Here is a 24,050-nt window from a genome sequence, read left to right as displayed (position 1 = left end):
CCACACTTGTCTCAACTACGCCCATTGGGCCGGAACTACCATGAAACGTCGTCTTTTTCTTCTCGCCGGCACGGCGGGATTGCTGACGCTTGCCGCTTGCGAGCCAGCACCGAAACCCCATTACAACGGCCTCGACCTGACGGGCGGCGATTACAAGCCCGATTTCAGCTTGAGCGGCCCCGACGGCAAGGTGTATACCCTGGCCGACTTCAAGGGCAAGTATGTGATGGTCTTCTTCGGCTTCACGCAATGCCCCGACGTGTGCCCGACGGCACTGTCGCGTGCGCTGGAAATCCGCCAGAAGCTGGGCGCCGATGCCGACAAGCTGCAAGTGATCTTCATCAGCATCGACCCCGAGCGCGATACGCCCGAGTTGCTGGGCGAATACATGCGCGCCTTCGATCCCAGCTTCCTCGGCTTGCGCACGGACCCGAAAAACACGGCGCAGACGGCCTTCAACTACAAGGTCTTCTACCGCCGCGTGCCCAGCGGCAGTTCCTACACCATGGACCACACGGCCATCAGCTATGTGATTGACCCGCAGGGACGCATGCGCCTGGGCTTGAAGCACCAGATGACGGGCGACGAGTGCGTGCAGGACATCAAGACCTTGATGAAATCGAAATACACTTTATAACAATCTCTGGAAGGAATGACCATGACCCATCTGAAAACCCTGCTGGCCACGGCCCTGGCCGTACTGTCGTTCTCCGCCACGGCCCAAAGCGGCGTGCAAATCACCGATCCATGGGTGCGCGCCACCGTGCCGCAGCAAAAGGCCACGGGCGCCTTCATGCAGATCACGGCGCCGAAAGCCATGCGTTTGCTGGAAGTGCGCTCGTCCGTCGCGGGCGTGGCGGAAATCCATGAAATGAGCATGGCGGACAATATGATGCGCATGCGCCAGGTCAAGGAAATCGCCTTGCCGGCCGGCAAAGCCGTAGAGCTGAAACCTGGCGGCTACCACGTCATGCTGCTGGACTTGAAAGGCCAGGTCAAAGCGGGCGACAAGATCCCGCTGACCCTGGTGCTGGAAGGCGAGGACAAGCACCGCGAAACCATCGAAGTCAACGCCGTGGGCCGTCCGCTGGGTGCTACGTCGGCCCCGATGCCAGCCATGAAACACTAATCGCTGGCATGCTGCACGAAAGCCCGGTACGCCGGGTTTTTTTGTGTCCGCCTGAAAATTAAACAGCTGTTTGATATAATTCCGTACAATATTAAACAGCTGTTTAAAAAATGGGAATGGCATGACAGAAGAACCTAGGAACGACAAGGAAACGGAACCGGCCCGCGCGCGCATCCTGCAAGTGGCGGCGGGCCTGTTTGCCGACGATGGCTACAAGGCCACTTCCGTGCGCAAGATTTGCGAGGCGGCCAGGGTCAACGTGGCGATGGTCAATTATTACTTTCATAGCAAGGAAGAGCTGCACCTGGCCGCCTTCGACTATGCGCGCGAACTGGCGCGCGCCTCGGCCGCCGAGGTGGCTGCCGCCAGCGTGCAGGCACAGTTGCCGCCCGAGCAGCAGTTGCGCCTGGCCATCGAAGCGCTGGTGTTTGACATGCTGCGCGCGGGCCACGCATCGCTGTTCAGCCGCCTGGTGGCGCGCGAACTGATCGAGCCGACGGCCGCCATCCACAAGCTGGCCGAACGCAATGTGCGCCCGCAGCACGCGCTGTTCACGGGCCTGGTGCGTGGCGTGGTGGGCCCGGCAATGCCGGCGCCGGTGGTGCAGAAATGCGTGTTCAGCGTGATCGGCCAGGTCGTGTTCTATGCCCGTTCGCGTATCGTGCATGAACTGGTGGTGCCGGAAATTACCTATGACGAGGCCGGCATCGCCAGCATCGCGCAGCACATCGCCGCCTTTTCCCTGGCGGCCCTCGACGGCTTGCGCCGCCAGCATGACGATGTACAGGTGAGCGCATGAAGGCGCGTAAGCTGACCCTGGTGCTGGCCGGCCTGTCCATGCTGGGCCCGTTCGCCACGGATACCTTCCTGCCGTCGTTTCCCGCGATTGGCACGCATTTCGATGTCAGCAGCGTGCTGGTGCAGCAGACCCTCAGCGTCTACCTGGCCGCCTACGCCTTCATGACCTTGTTCTACGGCACCTTGTCCGATTCGTTCGGCCGCCGTCCCGTCATTCTCGCCTCGCTGCTGATCTTTGCCGTGGGTTCGATCGGCGCCGCCTTTGCGCCCAGCTTTGGCTGGCTGCTGTTTTTCCGCGGCATGCAGGGCGCGTCGGCCGGTGCGGGCAGGGTGATCGGGCAAGCCATCGTACGCGACAGCCTGTCGGGCGCGGCCGCGCAAAAGATGCTGGCCAACATCATGATGGTGTTCGGCATCGCGCCCGCCATCGCCCCCGTCATCGGCGGCTGGCTGCACGTGGCCTACGGCTGGCAATCGACCTTCGTCTTTACGTTTGGCGTCACGGTGCTGCTGTTGCTGGCCTGCTTGAAAGGTTTGCCGGAAAGTTTAGCTGTCGAGCAACGCCAGCCGTTCCACCCGGGCACGATCGGCCGCAACTACTGGCAGGCGCTGCGCCACCGGGCGTTCCTGCTGCGCTCGCTTGCCGTGGCCTTTGCCTTCGGCGGCTTTGCCCTCTACATCGCGTCGGCGCCGCATTTCATCCTGGAGTTGCTGCGCTTGCCGGAAACGGCGTTTGGCTGGATGTTCATCCCCATGGTGGCGGGGCTGGTGCTGGGCTCTGCACTGTCCGGCAAGCTGGCCCACACGGTCAAGAGCACCGTGCTGGTGCGCTGGGGCTTGCTGGCCATGGCCGCCACGGGTGCGCTGAACATGGCGTACAACCACTGGTTTGCCGCCAGCATCCCGTTCGCCGTCGTGCCCGTGATGCTGTATGCGTTCGGCATGTCGCTGGCCCTGCCGGGCATGACCATGTCGACCCTGGATATTTTCCCGCAGATGCGCGGCCTGGCCGCCTCGCTGCAGAATTTCGTGCAGATGGTGCTGTTTGCGCTGGTGTCCGGTTTTGTCGCACCACTGCTGTTCGACAGCGCCTTCAAGCTGGCCCTGGGCCAAGCGTCGGCCGTTGCGCTGGCCAGCCTGTTCTGGTGGCTGGGCACGCGCCAGGGCGTGGCCCAGGCCGCTTCGAAGGTTGCCAACGCGGCATGAGCGCAGCCATTACTGGTGGGCATGCTTCCTGCTTTGTTACACTGTGACAATCAGACCCGTGCGGCGGGCGCCACGGCACGCGCGCGGGTCTAAGCAGTTTTGCAACTTTACCTTTGGCTATCATGCACTTGATTAACTCCAGTTTGAACCACGCCTTGCGCGTGCCGCTGGCTGCGGAAATCCACTCGCGGCCATTTTTGCAGCTCGACGCCCCCGAGCTGATTACCCATCTGGCCGTCTACCGCGATGACGCCGGGGCGAACGGTGCATCGAATATGTCGGCCCAGCACGCCACGCTGGCGGCGCTGTGCACGCATTTCGGCGTCACGCCGCCTAGCACCGAAGCCAAGTATTTTTATTACGACTTTGGCCGCTTCCGCCTGAAATGGGAATGCCATACGGAATTTGCCACGTTTACCTTTGCCGAACATCCTGGCGCCGCCTTGCCTTTGGCGCAGGCGTTCGAGCGCATGCCTTTGGAACAATTGCCGCAGCAGTGGCTGGCAGGCTTGAAGGGCAAGCTGATGGTGGCCGCGCACGTGGTGCTGGAGCAGGCAACGGAACCTGCCGAAATTTTCATGCAAGGCCTCTCGCGCGTGTTCGAGGGCAATACCCTGGCCGGCAGCAAGGTGCTGCAGGGCGGTGAGTTGTGGACGGATTTCACCATCCAGTCCGATGGCTTCAGCCGTTTCGTCATCCGCGACGCGGGCATGCGTTCGCAGCAGTCGGGCCGATTGGTGCAGCGCGTGCTGGAAATTGAAACCTACCGCATGATGGCTTTATTGGGCTTGCCGTATGCCATGCAGGCGGCGCCATCGCTCAATGCCATCGAGACTGAACTGGCGACCCTGGCCGCCGCCATGGTCGACACGGACGACGCGCCCGGCACCGGCAAGGCCGATGACGGCGTTGCCGAGCAAACCTTGCTTGACCGCATCACGCGCCTGGCCGCCCGCATTGAAAAGCTGTCGCTCGACAATAGCTACCGTTTTTCCGCCTCGAAAGCCTACATGGGCCTGGTCAAGGCGCGCATCGAGGAACTGCGCGAGGAGCGCATCGAAGGCATTCCCACGGTCGAGGAATTCATGGACCGCCGCCTGACGCCGGCCATGAACACCTGTGAAGCGATGGCCAGCCGCCAGGAAGCCATGGCGCAGCGCATCGCCAACACGAATGACTTGCTGCGCACGCGCGTGGGCATCGTGCAGGAATTGCAGAACCGGCAAATCCTGCAATCGATGAACGCCCGCGCGGCGCAGCAGCTGCGCCTGCAGCAGGCGGTGGAAGGCTTGTCGGTGGCGGCGATCTCGTATTACGTGATCGGCCTGTTCAGCTACACGGGCAAGGCAGCCAAGGTGATGGGGCTGCCCGTGAATCCGGAAATCCTCGTCGGCGCGCTGGTGCCGTTCGTGGCTGCCGGCGTGTGGCTGGGCTTGCGCCGCATGCACCACAAGTTGCACGCGGATTGAACCGGGCGACTAGAAAAAAAGTTCTAGACATGACGTTCTAGAATCGGTATTCTAGCGTCATGTTAAAAAATATTCCCACTCCCCATCCCACGGCCGCCGAACTGGACCTGCTGCGCATCCTGTGGCAGCGCGGCCCGGCCGACGCCCGTGCCGTGTACGAAGCCCTGGCGGCGGAACGTGCAGACGCCAGTTACGCCACCGTGCTGCGCCAGTTGCAGCTCATGCATGGCAAAGGCTTGCTGAGCCGCGATGAAAGCCAGCGTCCCCAGCTGTACGCGGCCGTCGAGGCGCAGGAAAAACTGCAAACCAGCTTGCTCAAGGATTTGATCGGCAAGGTATTTTCCGGTTCCGGCAAGGCGCTGGTGCTGGCTGCGCTGCGCGAGCACGTGAGCGATGCGGAGCGCGCCGACATTGAAAAAATCCTGCGCCGTGAAAGCGATGACAAGGGCGCAGGCAAGCCATGAGCCTGCCCACCATTTCAACCCTGCACCTGCACCTGCTGCTGCCCGCGCTGGGCTGGGTGCTGCTGTATTTTGTCTGGCAAGGGCTGCTGGTCGGCGCCGTATCCGCAGCCGGCCTGTGGCTGCTGCGCGGCGCCGCGGCGCGCTGGCGCTATGCGCTGTGCGCGCTGGCCTTGCTGCTGTGCCTGGCAATCCCCGCCGCGCATCTGCTGGCCCTGCTGCTGGGCGACGCTCCTGTCCCGCCATCCTCGTCCACGCCGCTGCCCGCCTGGCGCGCCGCCATCGATGCCTGGCTGCCGGCCCTGGTGCTGGCCTGGAGCGCCGGTGTCGGCCTGATGAGCTTGCGCCTGTGCCTGGGCCTGGCCTGGGTCGGCAAGCTGCGCCGCCAGGCGGTGGCGGCACCGGCCATCTGGCAGGCGCGCCTCGATGCCCTGGCACAGCGCATGGGCTTGCGCCAGGCGCTGCCGCTCAAGCTGCATGCGGGCTTGTCCAGTCCCGTGACCGTGGGATTCTGGCGTCCCGTGGTGCTGTTGCCCGTGGCCTTGCTGAGCGGCATGCCTGTGGCCCTGGTCGAAGCCTTGCTGGCGCATGAACTGGCCCATGTGCGGCGCTGGGATTACCTGGTCAACCTGCTGCAAAGCGTCGCCGAGGCGCTGCTGTTCTTCCACCCCGTTGTCTGGTGGCTGTCGGCCCGCATGCGGGCCGAACGGGAACAAGTGGCCGACGCGCTGGCCGCGCAAGCGCTGCACGATCCGCAGCAGCTGGCCAGCGCGCTGCACGCCCTGTCCTTGCAGGCATCGTTGCCTGGGTCCCCGCATGCACCGGAAGCAGCCCAGTCTGGCTTGCTGCTGTCGGCCCGGGGCGGCGCGCTGCTGACGCGCATCCGCAGCCTGGTGGCGCCAGCCCCCGCCGCCAGCGGCTGGAAACTGGCCGTGCCCGCCTTGCTGCTGGCGGGCGCCACCTTGTTCATGCAGACGCAGGGCAAGCCCGCCGTCGGCGCGGCGACGCTGGCCGAGGCCACGGCTGCCATGCTGGACTTGCCCGTGAGCGCCAAACACATGCTGGTGTTCGACGACAGCACGGGCCAGGTATTGATGGCGAAAGACGCGGACGCCGTGGTGCCGATCGCTTCCATCACCAAGCTGATGACGGCCATGGTGGTGCTCGACGCGGGACTCGATCCGCAGGAACAGCTGCGCATCGTGCGTGCCGATGGCGCGTCTTCGATGCAGCGCGACAGCCTGCTGGCCGATGGCGCGGCCGTGTCGCGCGGGGCCTTGCTGCAGCTGGCGCTGCTGCCATCCGAAAACCGCGCCGCCGCCGCGCTGGCGCGCACCTATCCTGGCGGCCATGACGCCTTTGTGCAGGCGCTGCAAGCAAAGATCCACAGCCTGGGCCTGACGCGCACCCATTTGCGCGAGCCAGTCGGCAGCTCGCCGGGCAATACCTCGACGGCCACGGAAGTGGCGAAGATCGTGGCCGCCGCCGCGCGCTATCCGGACATCGCCCGCATCACCAGCCACCCGCAGGCCAGCGTGGCCGTCAACGGCAAGACGCGTACCTTGCGCAATACCAATCCGCTGGTGGGCGGCAAGGGCTGGGACATCGTGCTGTCGAAAACCGGCAGCAGCCACGAGGCTGGCAGCTGCCTGAGCATGCGCATGCGCAGCGGCGGCAAGAACGTCACCGTGGTGCTGCTGGACGCCGACGGCGCGCAGCGGCGCTCGCTCGACGCGGGCAATATCCGCGACACCCTGGCCGGCAGGACGGCCCGCATGTACTGATCCCCCTGGCGCGCCGCGCCGCGGCCGCCTTTTTTTACACTCTGGAGATGAAGATGACACTATTGGCGAAGTTGATGCTGGCGACGGTTGCGACCATGTCGGCGGCTACCGTGCAGGCAAAAACACCGGCGCCCAAGCCGGATACCCCTGTCGATTGCGACAGCTGCAAGGCGTGGAACGGGGAAGTCAAGCCGTTCAATGTATTTGGCAATACCTGGTATGTGGGCACGGCCGGCTTGTCCGCCGTGCTGGTGACCAGCCCGCAAGGCCACATCCTGCTCGACGGCGCGCTGCCGCAATCGGCGCCACTGATCATCGCGAACATCGCGGCGCTGGGTTTCCGCATCGAGGATGTGAAATTCATCCTCAATTCCCACGCGCATTGGGATCACGCGGGCGGCATCGCCGCGCTGCAGCGCGCCAGCGGCGCCACCGTGGTGGCCAGTGCCTCGGGCGCCCTGGGATTGCAAAGCGGCACCAACGGCAAGGATGATCCGCAATTCCAGGCCAAGCCTGTCGTGCATGTGGCAAAGGTGGAGAAGGTCAAGGTGGTGGGCGAGGGCGATGCCATCAAGCTGGGGCCGTTGAACCTGACGGCGCACATGACGCCAGGCCACACGCCAGGCGCCACCACCTGGACCTGGACCTCGTGCGAAGGGCAGCGCTGCCTGGACGTGGTGTATGCCGACAGCCTGAATCCGTATTCCAGCGGCGACTTTACGTACACGGGCAAAGGGGGCGGACCCGATATCTCGGCCTCGTTTGCCGCCAGCATTGCCAAGGTGGCAGCCCTGCCGTGCGACATCATTCTTTCCGTGCATCCCGATTCGACGGGCGTGCTGGACAAGGCGGCCAAGCGCAGCGGCGAACACAATCCCTTCATCGATGCGAACGCCTGCCGCGCCTATGCGGCCACGGCGGACGCCATGCTGACGAAACGGCTGGCGAAGGAGCGCGGCGTGGCCCTGCCTGCGGCGGCCCCGGCTGCCGAGCACGCGCACTAAGCCGACTGCACCAAGCTGGCTGCCTAAGCTGGCTGCATCAGGCGCGCTGCACCAGGCGCTACGTTCCGGGCATGGCTGCGGGCTGCATGGCCTGGCCTGCCCGGGCTTTTTGCAGGCGCTTCAGAAATACCGCCATTTCCCTGGCGGCCTGCATGTCGCCTTGCCTCTGTGCCACTGCCGCGCCCGCCGTCCAGGCGGCTTCGGCTTCTTCCAGCCGTCCCAGCTGCCGCAGTGCCTTGCCCAGCAGTTTCCAGGCGGCCGAATAGCCGGGCTGCTGCGTGGTAGCCTGTGTCAGGTGGACGGCGGCTTGCTCTGCATCATTTTCCTTCAGGCAGGCGTCGCCCAGGCCAAAGCGCAGCAGGGCGTTGTCGCGGCCCGACGCCAGCAGTTTTTCCAGTTGTGTACGCATGCATGCCTCCATTAATATACAAGTCTATACTTGCATATTAATCCCTGCGTCGTCGGGAAACAAGGCGGCGTGCGCGGGGACGCGTCGCGCATTGCCAGGCCAAGGCACAGGTATTGCCGGAGTATTTTTCAACAAGCCTTTTAATGAGAATGCATTATCATTTATAATGCAAGCTTATTGCATTGATTTGCCCTTGTCAGGAATCCCATGTCCGTGTTTTCACGCCGCCCCGTGGCGCTTTTGCTGGCCGCCGCCAGTCCCCTGGCGCTGGCCTTCGACCCCGCCGTTGCCGTTGACGATGCTGGCGAGGCCCGCGATGTCGTCACCGTCAAGGCCGAGCGCCAGCATTACCGCAGCCTGTCGGCGACGGGCGCCACCAAGACGGATGCGCTGCTGATGGATTTGCCGCAAAGCGTGCGCGTGCTGACGGGCGACCTGCTGCGTGACGCGGGCGTGACGACCCTGGCCGGCGCGCTGGACCTGGCCAGCGGCATCTCGAAGCAAAGTCCGCTCGGCGGCCTGTGGGACAGCTACGCCATGCGCGGCTTCACGGGCGACCCGAATTTCGGTTCCGACTACATGGTCAACGGCTTCAGTTCCAGCCGCGGCTACAATGGCATGCGCGACGCGGGCAACACGCAGAATGTGGAAGTGCTGAAAGGCCCGGTCTCGGCCCTGTATGGTCGGGGCGAGCCGGGCGGCACCGTCAACATCACGACGAAAAAGCCGAAGTTCGCGCCTGAATACAGCGCCGATGTGTCGCTCGGCAGCTTCCATGCGCGGCGCGCCGCCGCCGACCTGACGGGACCGCTGAGCGAGACCATCGCCTACCGCCTGAACGCCGCCCACGAAGAGGGCCACAGCTTCCGCGACACGGTGAAAGTCGAGCGCAGCCTGTTCTCGCCCTCGTTCATCTGGCTGGTGGGCGAGCACACGAGCGTAGCGTATGAAATCGAGGCCGTGCAACAGCGCGCGCCGTTCGACCGTGGCGTCGTCGCCGTCAATGGCAAGCTCGGCGTCGTTCCCGTCTCGCGCTTCCTGGGCGAACCGGGCGATGGTCCCATGACGGTCAAGTCGCTGGGACAGCAGCTGTTCCTCCACCATGCGCTGTCCGACGACTGGACGCTGCAGGCGGGCGCTTCCTACCGCGACAGCGAATTGACGGGGTATTCGACGGAGGCGAACAACTTGCTGGCCGATGGCCGCACCTTGCGCCGCCAGCGCCGCCACCGCAATTTCTCGGCCACCGACGTCTCCGCCCGCGTGGAGGTGCTGGGCAAGTTCAGGACGGGCGCGCTGGCGCACGAGATGCTGCTGGGCGTGGACGCCTATCACTTCGATGACCACCGGGTGCAGTTGCGCCGCAATCCCTCGGCCGCGAATGCCTATGCCATCGACATTTATGCGCCCGTGTATGGCGGCCAGGCCGCTCCGCTGGCCCTGTCCATCGATACGCAGGAAGGACAAAGGGCGCGGGGACTGTATGCGCAGGACCAGGTAGACCTGGGGCCGCGGTGGAAGGCGCTGGTGGGCGTGCGCCACGATAGCTATACGCAGGACGTGATGAATAACCGCCTGCACGTGAGCAACCGCCAGTCGCTGTCGGCCACCAGCCCGCGTGCGGGCCTCGTCTACCAGCCGTCGAAAGCCTGGTCGCTGTATGCGAGCGCGGCGAAAGGTTTTCGCCCCAACAGCGGCATCAGCATCGACAACCAGGCCTTCCCGGCAGAGCGCAGCCGCGCGTATGAACTGGGCGCGAAGCTGGACACGGGCAAGCTGACGGGCACCGCGGCCGTGTACGACATCCGCAAGAGCAATGTGCTGACGACCAATCCCGCCAACACGGATTTCGCCATCGCGGCGGGCGAGGTGGGCAGCCGTGGACTGGAGCTGGACGTGTCGGGCGAGCTGGCGCGCGGCCTGCGCGTCTCGGGCGCCTACGCCTACACGGACGCCACCGTCACGCGCGGCGATAACACGATCGTCACGGGCAGCCGCTTCGCCAACGTGCCGCGCCACGGCGCCAACCTGCTGGCCACGCAGCAATTCGCGCTGGCCACGGGCACGGCCAGCGTGGGCGGCGGCGTGCAATACGTGGGCGAGCGCAAGGGCGACGTCGCCGCCAGCAGCAGCTTTACCCTGCCGGCCTACACGACGGCCAGGCTGCTGGCGTCCTACTCGCCGAATGCGAAACTGCGCCTGGCCGTGAACGTGGAAAACCTGTTCAATCGCAGCTACTATGCGAGTTCCTACAGCCAGCTGTGGGTGGCGCCGGGAGCGGAGCGCACGGTGACCTTGAATGCGCATTACAGGTTTTGATTTAATCACCCAACAGCCAAGTGCCGGGGTCGGACCCGCCGGGGGAATATGCCCCAATGGGGCATATTCCGATTCCGAAGGAACCGACCCCGGTTTCTGCCGTTGGGGTACGCACGCTACTCTTACTCTTACATTTAAAATGAATAAATGACTGCTTCCCTGACTTCCCCCGCCATCCTGCGCACCCGCATCGCCGTCATCGACGTCATGCGCGGCCTCGTCATGCTGATCATGCTGTTCGACCATGTGCGCGAAACGTTCTTTCTGCACCACCAGGTGGGCGACCCCATGGATGCGGCCCATGTCGATCCGGCCCTGTTCTTCACGCGCCTGGCAGCCCATGTGTGCGCGCCCATGTTTGTCTTTTTGACGGGGCTGTCAGCCTGGCTGTATGCGCATCCGGCGGCCGGTCCGCGCAGTGCCAGCGGCTTTCTGTTCAAGCGTGGCTTGCTGCTGGTGGTGCTGGAACTGGTCTTCGTCAACTTCGCCTGGATGGGCACCTTCACGCCCGCGATCCTGTATCTGCAGGTGATCTGGGTCATCGGCCTGGCCATGATGGCGCTGGCCGTGCTGCACAAGTTGCCGTTGAAAGTGCTGGCCGTGCTGGGCGTGGCGATTATCGCCGGCCAGCATCTGTTGACCGACCTGCGCGCGCAAGAGGGCAGCTTTGCGTATTACGTGCTGACAGTGCTGCTGCAACGCGGTTACCTGGTGGCGGACGGCGCCATGAAGATCAAGGTCAGTTATCCGCTGCTGCCATGGATAGGCGTGATCGTGCTCGGCTATGTGGCCGGGCCCCTGTATGCGCGCAGCCGTTCGCCGGAGGAGCGCCGCCGTTTGCTGCTGGCGCTGGGCGGCGGCGGCTTGCTGCTGCTGGCCGTGCTGCGCGGCTTCAATCTCTACGGTGAAACCTTGCCGTGGCTGGCGGGCGACACGGCCGTGCGCACGGCCATGAGCGTGCTGAACTTCACCAAGTATCCGCCGTCGCTGGACTTTTTGCTGTTCACGCTGGGCCTGGGGCTGCTGGGCATGGCCTGGCTGGAAAACGTCGATAACTGGTTCACGCGGGCTTGCGCCACCTTTGGCGGCGCGCCCATGTTTTATTATCTGCTGCACCTGTATCTGCTGCTGGCCATCCGCATCGCCGTGACGGCCGTGCTGGGTGCCAACTATGGCGACCGTTATGGCGTCGAGCACGTCTGGCAGGTGTGGCTGATCGCGCTGGCCCTGATGCCCGTGCTGTACTACCCATGCCGCGCGTTTGCCAACTACAAGCGCACATCGAAGCAGGCCTGGGTGCGCTACTTCTGAGTTTGCCTACTTGCAGTAGAGGCGATCAATGCTATGCGGCGACGCCAGGTAATGGCGCGTCTGCCAACCGATGGCCACCCGGTAGGCGCAGGGCGGGTCGAGCGCCACGTTGACGGGGAAGCCGCCATTGTTGCCTGAAAGGTGAGGGCCGCCCGCGCCGCCGCGGAACAGGTAGTTGCTGGGCGGCGGCGGTGGCGTGAAGCTGGCGGCCGGCAGTGGTGGCGGCGGGTGCGTGATGCCGCTGTTGTTGGAAATGGTGATATTGAAAAAGCGCAGATGCGGATGGTCGATCGTGTACAGGATATGCACGAGGCCGCCCGCGATGGGGTTGCAGGCATTGCTGCGCAACTCTTCCAGGTCCAGCGCCACGATGACGGGAGAGTTGTCAAAGATGATGGAATCGAGCCCGTCCGTGGCTAGCAGCGCCAGGCTGGTGCCATCGCGTACTTCAAAGCCCAGGCGGTAGCGGCGTATGGGTTCGCTCTCGGCCGCGCTCAAGCTGCGGCCCGCATCGAGGATGGGCAAGCCGCCCGGCAGCTTGGCCGGATGCAGGCTGGTGATGGCGGGCGTGTTGACGGTGAGCAAATCGAAGGTGCGCAGGAAGATGCCGGGCGCCACGTTGACGATCGCCGTCGTGCCGTCGCGCATGTCCACCGTGACGGGCTTGCCATCGACCCGTATCCAGCCGCCCGGTTTCACATCGCCCGTATCGATGATGACGGGCGCCGAGTCGCCCAGGCCCAGGCCGTTCGTGTAAAACACATAGCCGACGTGCGTACCGAGGAGCTGCGTCAGCGGCGCCAGGCTGGCGGGCGCGACCGAGGGGATGGCCGTCGGGTCGTCGCTGCCACCGGGCCAGGTCCATTCGCCGATGAGGAAGCGGTATTCGAGCGGATGGGCAGGAATGGCGCTGTTGCGCAGCGGACAATTGCCCTTCAAGGTGACGCCGCCGGCGAACACATAGGAAGCGCCGGGGCCGCCCGCATAGCCTTGCGCGGAAAAGCCGGCCAGCGACGGAAACGGGTGGATGTCGAAGATTTCCACCTGCTGCCAGTGCGGCACGCCTTCCACGTCGGGCGGCAAGACTTCCTTCGAGCACAGTTCGACGCAGAAACAGTGGCCCACGTTTTCGCGCCCCGGCTGGCGCCCGTTGGCCTGGGTTTCCGACAGGATGGGCACGCTGCCCAGCTGCGCCGTGAAATATACGTCGGGGCCGCTGGCGAACTCCACGTTGATGAACGGAGAGAAAGGCGTCAAGGTGAAGTCCGACGTCAGGTAATCAATGCGGAAGCGCCCGCTGGCATCCGTCACCGCAACACCTAGCGCATCGTCCTGCAGCCAGTCGGCGTCGAACGCGCGCACGGTGGCGCCGGCGATCGGCGCTTGCGGCGCATCGCAGGTGCGCAGGCGGCCGCAGATGGTCCAGGCGCCGAAGCGGGCGCGCACCAGGCACCAGAAGCGCTGCGGCAGGCAATAGTCCCAGACGGCAAGGAAATCGTTCCCGGCCTGGCGCCAGCGGGGCTGGATGGTGGTGATGGAGAACTGCAGCGGCACGGAATCTTTCGGCCCCGGCTTCAAATGGGGAACGGTCGGGCACAGCACGTCCACCTCGACGGCTTCGCCCTGGTAATTGTCATCCAGGGTATAGCTGTAGTTGCCGTCCTCATCCGTGCGCGCCTCGGCCAGCAGGAAGGGCGCCTTCGCCTGCACTTCCTCGTCGGTCAGGATGGCAAAGGTTTCCTTGGCGCTGGCCACCGCCAGGGCCGTGACGTTTTGCGTCTCGCGTGGCCGGTACAGGCGCACGATGACGTGCGACATCGGTTCAGGACACTCGGCACAGATCAAGCCGCACAGCTTGCCCCGCAAGATATAAGCCATGGTGGTCTCCAGCATGATTGGACAGCAGCACCGCCCGGAATGGCGGCGCTGTTACCAAGCTAGCAAAAGACTGACGGACGTATTTGATCTGGATTAAAGGCGGGCCGGCTATTTGATCAGCGCCAGTACCTCGCGGAAACGTGGGTGCTTGCAGTCGCGCAGCCATTCGAAGGCCAGCATCTCCACCGTCACCAGATGGGCACCGAGCTTGTCCAGCCGTGCCAGGGCAGCGTCGCGGCTGGCGGCCTGGCGCGAGCCGACGGCGTCGATGGCGATGATGACTTCATACCCGAGCTGCAGCAGGCCGATGGCTGTCTGCAGCATGCACACATGCGCTTCGCAACCGGTGACGACGATCTGTCTGCGCCCGGCGGGCAGTATCTGCTGCAAGCCGTCGAAACAGGCGCCGAAATGCGTCTTGTGCAGGGTCTGTTCGCACAGCGCGGCGATCTCTTCCACGTTCGGTCCCAGCCCCTGGCGATTCTGTTCCGTGCCCAGCACGGGCACGTCGAGCAGGCGAGCAATCCTGGCCAGGCGCAGGTTCTGTGCCAGGACCAGGCCGGCGTCGTGGATGGCCGGCATCAGGCGGCCTTGCAGGTCGACAATGACCAGTACGGCCTGGTTCGCATCCATCAGCATGGCGTTCTCCTTATTAGTATGTAGGTGGCGACAGTGTAGCGCGCCGCGGTTGGCTCAAGCTGGCCAGCTGGGCGTGGCCGTCTCGCCCATCAGGTAGGCGTGATTCAGCTCGATGGCGCTGCGCAGGTAATTCCACAGGGCGCTGACCCGGGCGATGTTGCGCCGCTCGCTGGGCGAGATCATCCAGAACGAGCGCACGAGATCAATGTCGCCATCGAGCACGGGCACCAGTTCGTTCGACTGCTGGGCCACGAAGCAGGGCAGGATCGCCAGCGCCTGGCCCGCGCGCGCCGCGTGGTACTGGGCAATCACGCTGGTGCTGCGGAACGCACGCAGCGAATCGGGCGCCACGTTGTCCATGTAGCGCAGCTCGGCGCTGAAGACCAGGTCGTCCACATAGCCGATGATGGGGTGCTGCGCCAGTTGCGCCAGGCTCGTGATCGGTGCATGGCGCGCCAGGTAGGCGGGCGTGGCGTACAGTTTCAGCCGGTAGTCGGACAGTTTCGTCACCACATACGGGCCGGACAGCGGCCGCTCGATGGATATGGCCACGTCCGCTTCGCGCTTGGACAGGCTGACGAAGCGGGGCACGGCGATCAGGTCGACGCTGATGTGCGGATAGCGGCCGCAAAACTGCGCCAGGTGCGGCGCCAGCACGACGGCGCCAAAGCCTTCCGTGGCGCCCAGACGCACCTGGCCCGACAGCAGCCGGTTGTGTTCGCCCAGCTCCTCGGTGGCGGCGAACACCGTGCTTTCCATGCTTTCCGCGTATTCCATCAGGCGGTGGCCTTCCGGCGTCAGCTGGTAGCCCACGTAATTGCGGTCGAACAGCTGCGTGCCCACCTGCTCCTCGAACTTGCGCATGCGCCGCGACACGGTGGAATGGTCGATGCCCAGCTTTTTCGCCGCATCGACGAGGCCGGCGCTGCGCGTCAGTTCCAGGAAGACCCGTACATTGTCCCAATCGAGCACTTTCCTCTCCTTGTGCATATTTGCAAAGGAATTATGCATTAATTTCACTTGAGTGCATATTTTTACACATGCAGAATGCAGATAAACATATAAGAAAAACCCTTACCCCTCAGGAGACACTGCATGAAAAAGACCGTTCTGGCCATGGGCGCGCTGGCGCTCACCCTGTCCTTTGGCGCGCAGGCGCAGATTTCCGATGGCGTCGTCAAGGTCGGTATCCTGACCGACATGTCCGGCCCGTATTCGGCCATGGGCGGGCGCGGCTCCGTCGTTGCCAGCCAGATGGCCGTCGAGGATTGTTTAAAAGCCGAATGCAAGGGCATGAAGATCGAGATCCTCTCTGCCGACCACTTGAACAAGGCCGACATCGCCGCCTCCAAGGCGCGCGAATGGATAGACCGCGACAAGGTCGACGCCATCGCCGACCTGACCAATTCCTCGGTAGCCCTGTCCGTGCAAAAGCTGATGAAAGAGAAGGGCGGCATCGCCATGTTCAGCGGCCCTGCCACGGGGCGCCTGACCAATGAAGACTGCTCGCCGAACGGCTTCCACTGGATGTTCGACACGTATTCGCAGGCGGCCGGCACGGCCGCGGCGCTGACCAAGCTGGGGCAGAAATCCTGGTACTTCGTCACCGTTGATTACGCGTTCGGCCACTCGCTGGAAAAAGACGCCAGCGACGTCGTCAAGCGCAATGGCGGCACGGTGCTGGGCGCCGTGCGCCATCCGCTGAACGCCTCGGATTTCTCGTCCTTCCTGGTGCAGGCGCAAGGCTCGAAAGCCCAGGTGATCGGCCTGGCCAACGGCGGCGCGGACACGGTGTCGGCCATCAAGCAGGCGCGCGAATTTCGCATCGGCAGCGGCAAGGACCAGCGCCTGGCCGCCCTGCTGGTGTTTCTGTCCGACGTGCACGCGCTGGGGCTGGACACGGCCCAGGGCCTGGTCTACGCGGACGGCTTTTACTGGGATTACGACGACCGCAGCCGCGCGTTCGCCAAGCGTTTCGAGGCGCTCAACAAGGGCGCCAAGCCGACCATGGTGCAGGCGGGCGTGTATTCCAGTGTCTACCACTACCTGAAATCGGTGGCGGCGGCGAAGAGCGACGATTCGAAAATCGTCGCCCAGAAAATGCGCGAACTGCCGATCAAGGATGCCGTCATGAACAACGCCTCGATCCGCCCCGATGGCCGCGTCATCCACGACATGTACCTGGTGCAGGTGAAAACCCCGGCCGAATCGAAGGGCGCGTGGGACTACCTGAAAGTGCTGTCGACCATCCCCGCCGACCAGGCGTTCAAGCCGATGGATGCGGCGGCTTGCAACCTCGTTAAAAAATAATTGTGGCTGAGCAGCAGAGAGCCGGGGTCAGTTCCTTCGGAACTGGAATTTCCCCCACTGGGGGAAATTCCCCCGGCGGGTCTGACCCCAGTACTCCGCTGCTCCGTCGAGTCCTATGAACATCGCACACCCGGAGCCTCAACCATGAACCAAGCCCTCACCCAAATCCCCGCCATCCCCCTGCACATCGCCGGCAAGCACCACGCGTCATCGAGCAGCGAATGGCGTGACGTCATCAATCCAGCGACGCAGGAAATCGTCGCCAAGGTGCCGTTTTCCACGCCGGACGAAGTCAACCTGGCCGTCGCCACGGCCAAGGAAGCGTTCAAGACCTGGCGCAATACGCCGCTGGCCGCGCGCATGCGCATCATGCTCAAGTACCAGCACCTGATCCGCGAAAACATCGGTGCCCTGGCCGAACTGATCACGCGCGAGCACGGCAAGACCCTGCCCGACGCGGAAGGGGAGGTGATGCGCGGCCTGGAAGTGGTGGAGCACGCGTGCTCGATCGCCACCCTGCAGCTGGGCGAAATCGCGGAAAACGCGGCTACCGGCGTCGATGTCTACAACATCTACCAGCCGCTGGGCGTGGGCGCCGGCATCACGGCCTTCAACTTTCCCGTCATGCTGCCGTGCTTCATGTTCCCGATCGCCATCGCCTGCGGCAATACGTTTGTCTTGAAACCGTCGGAGCAGGACCCGTCCTCGTCGATGTACCTGGTCGAACTGATGTACCAGGCGGGCTTGCCGGCCGGCGTGCTGAACGTCGTGCACGGCGGCGCCGACGTCGTCAACATGCTGTGCGACCATCCCGACATCAAGGCCGTCTCTTTCATCGGTTCGACGCACGTCGGCACGCATGTGTACCGCCGCGCCAGCGAATCGGGCAAGCGCGCGCAATCGATGATGGGCGCGAAAAACCATTGCGTGGTGCTGGCCGACGCCAACAAGGAACAGGCGATCAATAACCTGATCGGTGCCGCCTTCGGCGCGGCCGGCCAGCGCTGCATGGCCAATTCCGTCGTGGTGCTGGTGGGCGAGGCGCGTTCCTGGCTGCCGGAAATCGTCGCCCGCTCGCAGGCCCTGAAAGTGGGGCCGGGCAGCGACCGCGAGGCGGATCTGGGTCCGATGGTCTCGAAAGCGGCCATGCAGCGTGCGGAAAAACTGATCCAGGCGGGCGTGGACGAAGGCGCGCAGCTGCTGCTCGATGGCCGTGGCCACAAGGTGGCAGGCTATGAGGGCGGCAACTTCATGGGGCCGACGATTTTCTCCAAGGTGCAGGCGTCGAACTCCGTCTACACGCAGGAAATATTCGGTCCCGCCATGTGCGTGGTCGAGACGGACACGCTGGACCAGGCCATCGCCTTCATCAACGCCAATCCGAATGGCAATGGCACCTCGATCTTCACCTCGTCCGGCTGGGCCGGGCGCAAGTTCCAGAACGAGATCGACGTGGGCCAGGTGGGCATCAACGTGGCCATTCCCGTGCCCGTCGCCTATTTCAGCTTTACGGGTTCGCGCGCCTCGAAGCTGGGCGACCTTGGCCCGAACGGCAAGCAGGCGCTGTACTTCTGGACCCAGACCAAGACTGTCACGGCGCGCTGGTTCGCCCCGGACGATGGCGGCAGCGGCGTCAATACCACCATCTCGATGAAGTAAGGGGGAGGCCATGGGCACCAACATCGTTTTCATCGGCCTGGGCAACATGGGGCTGCCCATGGCGCAGAACCTGGTGCGGGCCGGCCACGCCGTCACGGGCTTTGACCTGCTGCCTGCCAGCGTGCGGCAGTTCGCCGATGGCGGCGGCCTCGTATCCGATGACCAGGCGGCGGCGATCCAGGCCGCCGATATGGTCATCACCATGCTGCCGGCCAGCCGCCATGTTCTCGGCGCGTACCTTGGAGACACGGGCATCCTGGCGCAGGCGCGGCCCGGCACCCTGTTGATCGACTGCTCGACGATTTCCACCGAGGCGGCGCGCCAGGTGGCCCGCGCGGCGCAGGAGAAGGGCATGCCCATGCTGGACGCCCCCGTCTCTGGCGGCACGGCGGGTGCCACCAACGGCACCCTGACCTTCATGGTGGGCGGCGAAGCATCCGCGCTGGCGGCGGCGCGGCCCTACCTGGAGGTCATGGGCAAGGCCATTTTCCATGCGGGCGGCGCGGGCTGCGGCCAGACGGTCAAGATCTGCAACAACATGCTGCTGGGGATTCTGATGATCGGCACCAGCGAAGCCATACGCCTGGGCGTGGCCAATGGCCTGGACCCGCAAGTGGTGTCGGACGTGATGGCAAAAAGCTCGGGCCGCAACTGGACCCTGGAAGTGTACAACCCGTGCCCCGGCGTGGCCGAGAACGTGCCCGCGTCGCGCGGCTACACGGGCGGCTTTGGCGTCGACCTGATGCTGAAAGACCTTGGCCTGGCCGTGGAAAGCGCGCTGGCCAGCGGAGCGAGCGTACCGCTGGGCGCCCTGTCGCGCAATTTATACAGCTTGCACAGTAAGGCGGGGGCAGGGGCGCTGGATTTTTCCAGCATTTATCAGATGCTGGGGAAAGAATAAGGCGTGGAACACCTGACAAAACCGTAGCGAGCGGCGATGATTTGCGGCCGGGAAGCGCGGCTGTGATCCAGCACGGCACGCATCGCCGGCCGCACGGCGCGGCGTGCAGCAGGTTTGTTCAGGTGTCAGGGCTGCTGCGCCTGCAGGGCCGCCAGTTCCGCCTTGGCTTTTTCCAGCTTGCCTTCCAGCTTGGCGATCTTCTTCGGCTCTTTGTTTGCTTCCTGGGCCAGGCGCAGCGAACGCTCCGTCTGGTTTACCTTGGCCTGCGCCTTGACGATCTTCTTGTTGTGGCGCTCGACCAGGCTGCTGTCGCGGCAGTGGGCATTGACTTCGTCAAGCGCGCGCGTCAGGCCCGCAACCTTGTCGCTCAGGCCCTGTTCCTGCGCCTGGCGCAATTCGCTGCGGATGCTTTCGCGCTTGGCGGCGCAGCCCGTCAATTGGGTGTCGGCGGCGCTGGCCGCTCCGCTTGCGGCGAAGGCAACGAGCAAGGTGAGGGCGGTTTTCGATAGATGATTCATGGTATTCCTGTGTCAGTGGTGGCTCCGTGCAATGTAAGCCCGCCGGGGTGCCCTGTCAAACTTCCCGTGCAGTGCGCGCCTGCCGGGCGCGGCATCGGCTACCATGCGTGTTTTCCTCTTTCCGACACTGTCGCATGTCCAAGCAATTACTCTGTCTGCTGCCCTTTCTCCTGCCGCTGCCCGCCTTGGCGCAAACTCCGTCCACCTTGCTCGACCTGCAGCTGCTCGCCATCCAGGCCAGGGCGGAGGCGTCGTCCAGCAGCCCGGAAAGTATCGCCGAATTTGCCGAGACGCGGCGGCTGGCGGAAACGGGGGACGCCGAGGCGCAGCTGGAACTGGCGCGCATGCTGCAGCTGGGCGTCGGCGCGCCGCAAGATACGGCGCAGTCGATGGCCTGGATACGCAAGTCGGCCGACAACGGCTATGCGCCGGCGCAGTCGGCCATGGGGGTGGCCTACACCCTGGGCGGCAAGGTGCCTGTCGACCGCGTGCAGGGCGAATATTGGCTGCGCAAGGGCGCAGCGCAGGGCAACGCGGAGGCGCAAACCATCCTGGCGCTGGAATTCATCGATGGCCGCAGCAGTGCCGAAGAGCAGGCGCAGGCCATCACATGGCTGAAGGCGGCGGCGAACGAGCAGCACTTCGTGCCCGCCTACAATGCGCTGGGCGAGCACCTGATGCGCGCCGCCCTTGATGAGCAGGAGCGCGGCGAGGCTTTCCACTGGTTTTACCGATCGGCGCGTGAAAAGGAGCCGGCCGGCATGCGCAACCTGGCCCGCGCGCACGAACTGGGCCTGGGCGTGGCGCCGTCCGACAGGCTGGCTTTGGTCTGGTACGAACGGGCGGGGTGGAGCGGCGACGTGCCTGCCATGCGGCGCATGGTCGATGTGTACGTCAAGGGCGAGCTGGGACAACAGGCGAATGCCGAAGAAGCCGCCGAGTGGCGCGCAGAACTGGCCGGGAAGGAAAAACAATGAAGATCATGCTGTTTGTATTGAGTCTGAATCTGGCGCTGGCGCAGCCCGTGCTGGCGCAGCAGGCGCCCGGCAAGGCACCGCGCCAGCATCCGGCGCTGGTGGAATTCGACATGTCCGGCCAGGATGCCATGCGCGCCAAGGTGCAGGCCGTGGTCAACCGCCCGGCCGACCTGTCGCCGGCGAAGGTCGCGGCCTTCGACAAGGCGCGGTTGGCGGCGCAAGCAGGAGACAGTGCCGCGCAGCTGGAGCTGGCGCAGATGCTGCACGAGGGCGAGGGCACGCCGCGCGACCTTGACGCCGGCCTGGCGTGGATGCGCAAATCGGCAGAAGGCGGCTATGCTCCGGCGCAGGCTTTCCTGGGCGTCGCCTATACCTTGGGACAGGGCATGCCGGTCGACCGCAAGCTGGGCGAATACTGGTCGCGCAAAGGTGCCGCACAGGGCGTGGAACTGGCCAACTTCACGGTGGCCCAGCACTTTGAAAACATCCACAGCAGCCCGGAAGAGCAGGCGCACGCGCTGCACTGGCTGAAGTTCTATGCCGAAAACGGCTTTGTCCCCGCCTACAATGAAATCGGCTATCGCCTGATGATGACGGCCAAGGATGACGCGCAGCGCAAGGAAGCGTTCGGCTGGTACATGAAGGCGGCCAAGGTGCTCGATCCGTCCGGCTTGAACAATGTCGCCTATGCATTCGAAGTGGGGCAGGGCGCGCCGCAGGACGACGCGGCGTCGCTGTTCTGGTATGAGCTGGCGGCCATCGCGAAAAGTCCGCCGGGCCAGACGGGCTTTGCCCGCCTGCTGGAGCAGGGCCGGGGCGGTTCCACCCATCAAGGTCCGGCACCCAAGCCGTTCGAGCTGTATCTGCTGGCCGCCAGACAGGGGGACGAAGAGGCGATACAGCGGCTGGTGCAAGTGTTTGAAAACGGCGAACTGGGGCAGCAGGCCAGTCCCATGCGCGCGGCGCAATGGCGCGAAAAGCTGCACATGGCGCCAGCCCCCTGATAGTCCGAGACGGCGCGAAAGCGGCATGCTATCATCATTGTTATCGATAACAATATTGAGACTTTCATGAATCCCGATTTCCGTTCCCAGGACATGCTCGAAGCGCACATCCAGCACACCATGCGCTTCTATCATCCGCGCGCCATCGACCCGAGCGGCGGCTTTTATCACTTCTTCCTCGACGATGGCACGGTGTATGACGCCAGCACGCGCCACCTGGTCAGCAGCACGCGTTTCGTCTTCAATTACGCCATGGCGTACCGCCGCTTCGGCGGCGACGATTATCTGGCGGCCGTGCGCCACGGCGTGGCCTTTTTGCGCGACGCGCACCGCGACCCGGCCACGGGCGGCTATGCCTGGCAATTGTCGTGGAAAGATGGCGTCAGGACGGTCGAAGACGGCGCCAACCACTGCTACGGCCTGGCCTTCGTGCTGCTGGCGTATGCGCATGCCCTGCAGGCAGGCTTGCCGGAAGCGCGCGCGTATCTGGACGAAACGTTCGAATTGATGGAGCAGCGCTTCTGGCTGCCCGAACATGGCCTGTACGCGGATGTGGCCAGCGCCGACTGGTCTGTTCTGGATGGCTACCGGGGCCAGAACGCCAACATGCATGCGTGCGAAGCCATGCTGGCCGCGTTCGAGGCGACGGGCGAGGCGCGCTACCTGCACCGCGCAGAAACCTTGGCGCACAACATCACGGTGCGCCAGGCGGGCCTGGCGGACGGCATGATCTGGGAGCATTACAAGCCTGACTGGGCTATCGACTGGGACTACAACCTGCACGACAAGAGCAATATCTTTCGCCCGTGGGGCTACCAGCCCGGCCATTTCACGGAATGGGCCAAGCTGCTGCTGATCATGGAGCGCCACGCCAGGTTCATGGCCGGTCCGTCGGACTGGCTGCTGCCGCGCGCGCGTCAATTGTATGACACGGCCCTGGCCAAGGCCTGGGATGGCACGCATGGCGGCATCCACTATGGTTTCGGCCCGCACGATGAAATCTGCGATGGCGACAAATACTTCTGGGTGCAGGCGGAAAGCTTCGCGGCGGCCGCCGTGCTGGCCGCGCGCACGGGCGACGCGGCCTACTGGCACAGCTATGACAAGATCTGGGATTACAGCTGGCGCCACTTCGTCGACCATGAACATGGCGCCTGGTACCGCATCCTGACGCCCGAGAACCAAAAAATCAGCCAGGAGAAAAGCCCGGCCGGCAAGACCGACTATCACACCATGGGCGCCTGCTACGAAGTGCTGAACGTGATTGGCGGTGCCGCATGAGCGCCGCTTTCCCTGCCTTTGTTTCAGCCGGCGAAGCGCTGACGGACATGCTGCGCACGGGCGGCGACCAGTGGAGCAGCCAGGTGGGCGGCTCGACCTGGAACGTGGCGCGCGTGATGGCGCGCCTGGGCGTGCCCAGCGCCTTTGCGGGCGGTGTCAGCCTCGATGTCTTCGGCGACGCGCTGGCACGGGCGACGGACGTGGCGGGCCTGGACATGCGCTTCCTGCAGCGCTATGCGAAGTCGCCGCTGCTGGCCATCGTGCATGAACTGCATCCGCCCACGTATTACTTCATCGGCGACGACAGCGCCGACCTGCATTTCGACGCGGCGCAGCTGCCGGCCGGCTGGATGCAGGGGGCGCAGTGGGTGCATTTCGGCGGCATCAGCCTGGCGCGCGAACCGCTGGCGGGCAAGCTGGTGGCGCTGGCGCAGCAGCTCAAGGCGGCCGGCGTGAAGATCAGCTATGACCCGAACTTCCGCGTCATGATGGATGAACGCTACGACGCCACCCTGCAGCGCATGACGCAGCTGGCCGACGTGGTCAAGGTGTCCGATGAAGACCTGGCGGGCCTGTTCCGCCACGGCGATGTCAATGCCGCGTTCGCCACGCTGCGCGGCTGGAACCCGCAGGCGACCTATCTGTACACCTGCGGCGCGCAGGGCGCGGCCCTGTACCAGGGCGAGCAGGTATGGCAGGCGGCGCCGCCGCAGATCGAGGTGGTCGATTCCGTGGGCGCGGGCGACGCCAGCATCGGTGGTTTGCTGTACAGCCTGATGTACCGGCCTGACGCGGACTATGGCGAGCACCTGCGCTTCGCCGTCGCTGCCGGGGCAGGCGCCTGCCTGGCCGCCGGTGGCTCCCCGCCATCCGTGGAACTGGTGGAGTCGCTGGCCGCGCGCACCGTGCTGCACTAACACAGCCACCGCGCAGTGCGCCAGGCCGGAAAGCGCCTGGCGTACCGCGCACATCTTTTGCGCAATGCAAAAGGTT

Annotated in this window: 22 protein-coding genes; 17 read left to right on the top strand and 5 right to left on the bottom strand. The window is 64.6% G+C overall.

The features are described 5' to 3' along the window. Positions 1–40: 40 nt before the first annotated feature. From ACQ4WR_RS09880 to blaTHIN, 8 genes are all read left to right on the top strand, one after another. Positions 41–637 (top strand): SCO family protein, encoded by a 597-nt coding sequence (locus tag ACQ4WR_RS09880; protein ID WP_258003171.1) that lies wholly within the window; start codon positions 41–43, stop codon positions 635–637. 21 nt (positions 638–658) lie between these two features. Continuing rightward, on the top strand, positions 659–1,129 hold the full coding sequence (locus ACQ4WR_RS09875; protein ID WP_436486946.1) for a copper chaperone PCu(A)C: 471 nt from the start codon (positions 659–661) through the stop codon (positions 1,127–1,129). A 121-nt stretch (positions 1,130–1,250) separates the two neighbouring features. Beyond that, positions 1,251–1,928, top strand: a complete 678-nt coding sequence (locus ACQ4WR_RS09870; RefSeq protein ID WP_436486944.1) for a CerR family C-terminal domain-containing protein — start codon at positions 1,251–1,253, stop codon at positions 1,926–1,928. Then, positions 1,925–3,133: a multidrug effflux MFS transporter gene (locus ACQ4WR_RS09865; RefSeq protein WP_436486943.1), complete on the top strand. Its 1,209-nt coding sequence runs from the start codon at positions 1,925–1,927 to the stop codon at positions 3,131–3,133. Before ACQ4WR_RS09870 ends, ACQ4WR_RS09865 begins: the two co-directional genes overlap by 4 nt. A 122-nt stretch (positions 3,134–3,255) precedes the next feature. Then, positions 3,256–4,602, top strand: coding sequence for a DUF3422 family protein (locus tag ACQ4WR_RS09860; RefSeq protein ID WP_436486941.1), 1,347 nt, complete (start codon positions 3,256–3,258; stop codon positions 4,600–4,602). 59 nt (positions 4,603–4,661) lie between these two features. After that, a complete protein-coding gene (locus ACQ4WR_RS09855) occupies positions 4,662–5,066 on the top strand; it encodes a BlaI/MecI/CopY family transcriptional regulator (RefSeq protein WP_102298666.1) in 405 nt (134 codons plus the stop codon). Further along, positions 5,063–6,847: a M56 family metallopeptidase gene (locus tag ACQ4WR_RS09850; RefSeq protein WP_436486939.1), complete on the top strand. Its 1,785-nt coding sequence runs from the start codon at positions 5,063–5,065 to the stop codon at positions 6,845–6,847. The genes ACQ4WR_RS09855 and ACQ4WR_RS09850 overlap by 4 nt, the downstream gene beginning before the upstream one ends. A 53-nt stretch (positions 6,848–6,900) precedes the next feature. Then, the gene (blaTHIN, locus tag ACQ4WR_RS09845) at positions 6,901–7,851 is read left to right on the top strand and encodes a THIN family subclass B3 metallo-beta-lactamase (protein WP_436486937.1); all 951 of its coding nucleotides are present in this window, start codon (positions 6,901–6,903) and stop codon (positions 7,849–7,851) included. A gap of 58 nt (positions 7,852–7,909) precedes the next feature. Here blaTHIN and ACQ4WR_RS09840 read toward each other — a convergent pair whose 3' ends face one another. Continuing rightward, on the bottom strand, positions 7,910–8,260 hold the full coding sequence (locus ACQ4WR_RS09840; protein ID WP_436486935.1) for a tetratricopeptide repeat protein: 351 nt from the start codon (positions 8,258–8,260) through the stop codon (positions 7,910–7,912). 207 nt (positions 8,261–8,467) lie between these two features. Between ACQ4WR_RS09840 and ACQ4WR_RS09835 the strand changes: the two genes are divergently transcribed. Continuing rightward, positions 8,468–10,579, top strand: coding sequence for a TonB-dependent siderophore receptor (locus tag ACQ4WR_RS09835; protein ID WP_436486933.1), 2,112 nt, complete (start codon positions 8,468–8,470; stop codon positions 10,577–10,579). Positions 10,580–10,726: 147 nt separating this feature from the next. After that, positions 10,727–11,890 (top strand): acetyltransferase domain-containing protein, encoded by a 1,164-nt coding sequence (locus ACQ4WR_RS09830; RefSeq protein WP_436486931.1) that lies wholly within the window; start codon positions 10,727–10,729, stop codon positions 11,888–11,890. Positions 11,891–11,896: 6 nt separating this feature from the next. Here ACQ4WR_RS09830 and ACQ4WR_RS09825 read toward each other — a convergent pair whose 3' ends face one another. The 3 genes from ACQ4WR_RS09825 to ACQ4WR_RS09815 form a co-directional block, all read right to left on the bottom strand. Further along, positions 11,897–13,768 (bottom strand): transthyretin-like family protein, encoded by a 1,872-nt coding sequence (locus ACQ4WR_RS09825; RefSeq protein ID WP_436486929.1) that lies wholly within the window; start codon positions 13,766–13,768, stop codon positions 11,897–11,899. Positions 13,769–13,876: 108 nt separating this feature from the next. Then, a complete protein-coding gene (locus tag ACQ4WR_RS09820) occupies positions 13,877–14,407 on the bottom strand; it encodes an isochorismatase family protein (RefSeq protein WP_436486927.1) in 531 nt (176 codons plus the stop codon). Between the two features lie 54 nt (positions 14,408–14,461). Then, positions 14,462–15,379: a LysR family transcriptional regulator gene (locus ACQ4WR_RS09815; RefSeq protein WP_436486925.1), complete on the bottom strand. Its 918-nt coding sequence runs from the start codon at positions 15,377–15,379 to the stop codon at positions 14,462–14,464. A 123-nt stretch (positions 15,380–15,502) separates the two neighbouring features. Between ACQ4WR_RS09815 and ACQ4WR_RS09810 the strand changes: the two genes are divergently transcribed. The 3 genes from ACQ4WR_RS09810 to mmsB all read left to right on the top strand — a co-directional run bounded on the left by ACQ4WR_RS09810 (position 15,503) and on the right by mmsB (position 19,277). Beyond that, a complete protein-coding gene (locus tag ACQ4WR_RS09810; protein WP_436486923.1) occupies positions 15,503–16,717 on the top strand; it encodes an ABC transporter substrate-binding protein in 1,215 nt (404 codons plus the stop codon). 144 nt (positions 16,718–16,861) lie between these two features. Then, a complete protein-coding gene (locus tag ACQ4WR_RS09805) occupies positions 16,862–18,376 on the top strand; it encodes a CoA-acylating methylmalonate-semialdehyde dehydrogenase (protein ID WP_102294072.1) in 1,515 nt (504 codons plus the stop codon). A 10-nt stretch (positions 18,377–18,386) separates the two neighbouring features. Continuing rightward, entirely contained in the window at positions 18,387–19,277 is an 891-nt protein-coding gene (mmsB, locus tag ACQ4WR_RS09800) for a 3-hydroxyisobutyrate dehydrogenase (RefSeq protein WP_436486921.1), read from the top strand. 125 nt (positions 19,278–19,402) lie between these two features. Here the strand turns inward: mmsB and ACQ4WR_RS09795 are convergent, their stop codons facing one another. Next, the gene (locus ACQ4WR_RS09795; protein ID WP_102294070.1) at positions 19,403–19,795 is read right to left on the bottom strand and encodes a DUF1090 domain-containing protein; all 393 of its coding nucleotides are present in this window, start codon (positions 19,793–19,795) and stop codon (positions 19,403–19,405) included. Positions 19,796–19,929: 134 nt separating this feature from the next. Here ACQ4WR_RS09795 and ACQ4WR_RS09790 point away from each other — a divergent pair, with 134 nt between their 5' ends. The 4 genes from ACQ4WR_RS09790 to ACQ4WR_RS09775 all read left to right on the top strand — a co-directional run bounded on the left by ACQ4WR_RS09790 (position 19,930) and on the right by ACQ4WR_RS09775 (position 23,974). Then, positions 19,930–20,772 (top strand): tetratricopeptide repeat protein, encoded by an 843-nt coding sequence (locus ACQ4WR_RS09790; protein WP_436486919.1) that lies wholly within the window; start codon positions 19,930–19,932, stop codon positions 20,770–20,772. Next, complete coding sequence (locus ACQ4WR_RS09785) at positions 20,769–21,776, top strand: tetratricopeptide repeat protein (RefSeq protein ID WP_436486917.1); 1,008 nt, start codon at positions 20,769–20,771, stop codon at positions 21,774–21,776. The genes ACQ4WR_RS09790 and ACQ4WR_RS09785 overlap by 4 nt, the downstream gene beginning before the upstream one ends. Before the next feature lie 66 nt (positions 21,777–21,842). Then, entirely contained in the window at positions 21,843–23,057 is a 1,215-nt protein-coding gene (locus ACQ4WR_RS09780; protein ID WP_436486915.1) for an AGE family epimerase/isomerase, read from the top strand. Next, on the top strand, positions 23,054–23,974 hold the full coding sequence (locus ACQ4WR_RS09775) for a carbohydrate kinase family protein (RefSeq protein ID WP_436486913.1): 921 nt from the start codon (positions 23,054–23,056) through the stop codon (positions 23,972–23,974). Before ACQ4WR_RS09780 ends, ACQ4WR_RS09775 begins: the two co-directional genes overlap by 4 nt. Positions 23,975–24,050 lie beyond the last annotated feature (76 nt).

This window comes from Janthinobacterium amylolyticum, assembly GCF_051380655.1.
Taxonomy (GTDB): Bacteria; Pseudomonadota; Gammaproteobacteria; order Burkholderiales; family Burkholderiaceae_D; genus Janthinobacterium.
Note: the sequence above shows the minus strand (reverse complement) of the source record. Positions and strands in the feature narration are given on the sequence as shown.